At 63.8% G+C, this 1,317-nt stretch carries 1 protein-coding gene; it reads left to right on the top strand.

Translation table 11 applies throughout. The annotated features are described in order from the left end of the window. Positions 1 to 242: 242 nt before the first annotated feature. A complete protein-coding gene (locus A5790_RS25015; protein ID WP_066850481.1) occupies positions 243 to 1,298 on the top strand; it encodes an IS110 family transposase in 1,056 nt (351 codons plus the stop codon). Positions 1,299 to 1,317 lie beyond the last annotated feature (19 nt).

Below are 1,317 nucleotides of genomic sequence, written 5' to 3'. Positions count from 1 at the left end.
CGCACTCAGTGTGATGGTTGTGGGGCCGCGTTTGCGGTGGTTGGGTTCTTCTCATCTGGTGCCTGGTTCAGACGCGCACTGCCGTCCTTGGGGGGCTGGCTTTCGAGCATTTTGCCGGCACCGGATGGGAAGGACCGACCGGCGTGACTTGATAGGAGCGTGGCATCGCCCCCACTGAGATGTGTCCAACCGGTCGGCCCAACCTTCTCCCCATCCATCACGAATGAAAGAAGGCACCGTCCATGGTGGTTCTTGGAGCCGATGTACACAAGCGCACCCACACCTTCGTCGCTGTCGACGAACGAGGCCGCACGGCCGGAGAGAAAGTCGTCCCAGCAACGACAGAAGGGCATCTAGCCGCGTTGGCCTGGGCCAAGACCACCTTCGGCGAGGACCTCCTGTGGGGCATCGAAGATTGCCGCAATCTGTCGGCTCGACTGGAGCGCGACCTGTTGTCGGCCGGCCAGAAGGTCGTGCGAGTGGCCCCGAAACTGATGGCCCATGAACGCGCCGCAGCACGTACGACAGGTAAATCCGATCCGATCGATGCCTTGGCGGTGGCCCGGGCGGTCCTTCGCCACCCCGATCTGCCCGTGGCTGCCCACGACGAGGTTTCACGCGAACTCAAGCTACTGGTCGATCGACGCGAAGACCTTGTGGGACAACGCACTGCGACCATCAACAGACTCCTGGGCCGGATCCACGAACTCGACCCGGCCCAGGCGCCGAAGAAGGGATCACTGGATCGGGCCAAAACCCAGACCACCCTGGCCGCATGGTTGGCCACCCAAGAAGGGCTAGTGGCTGAGCTGGCCACCGACGAACTTGGCGACATCATCCGACTCAGCCTGGCCATTCAAGCCCTCGACACCCGTATCAGCGACGCTGTGCAGGCAGTAGCTCCACAACTGCTGGCACTACCCGGCTGCGGCGAGCTGACCGCAGCCAAACTCGTCGGCGAAACCGCCGGCATCGCCCGATTCAAGAGCGAAGCCGCCTTCGCATGCCACAGCGGCACGGCCCCCATCCCAGTCTGGTCGGGCAACACCGCCGGCCGGGTGCGTCTCAGCCGCGCCGGAAACCGACAACTCAATGCCGCCCTGCACCGCATCGCACTGACCCAAACACGCCTCACCAACAGCCCGGGACACGCCTACTACCGCAAAAGGCTCGCCGAGGGTGACTCCACCAAAGAGGCTTTGCGCTGCCTCAAACGACGCCTGGCCCGAGTCGTCTACAACCACCTCAGAAACGATGAACAAACCCGCCACCACACCCCCCAGCCCGCCGCGGCTTGACATAGGAGCAATGCTCGCG

Origin of the sequence: Mycobacterium sp. 852002-51152_SCH6134967, assembly GCF_001667105.1 — a bacterium.
Classification (GTDB): Bacteria; Actinomycetota; Actinomycetes; order Mycobacteriales; family Mycobacteriaceae; genus Mycobacterium; species Mycobacterium neumannii_A.
This window is presented reverse-complemented; position numbering and strand designations above follow the sequence as displayed.

What these genes read in the sequence shown, in the direction of transcription:
- A5790_RS25015 (WP_066850481.1), top strand. Translation starts at nt 243, where the DNA reads ATGGTGGTTCTTGGAGCCGATGTACACAAGCGCACCCACACCTTCGTC.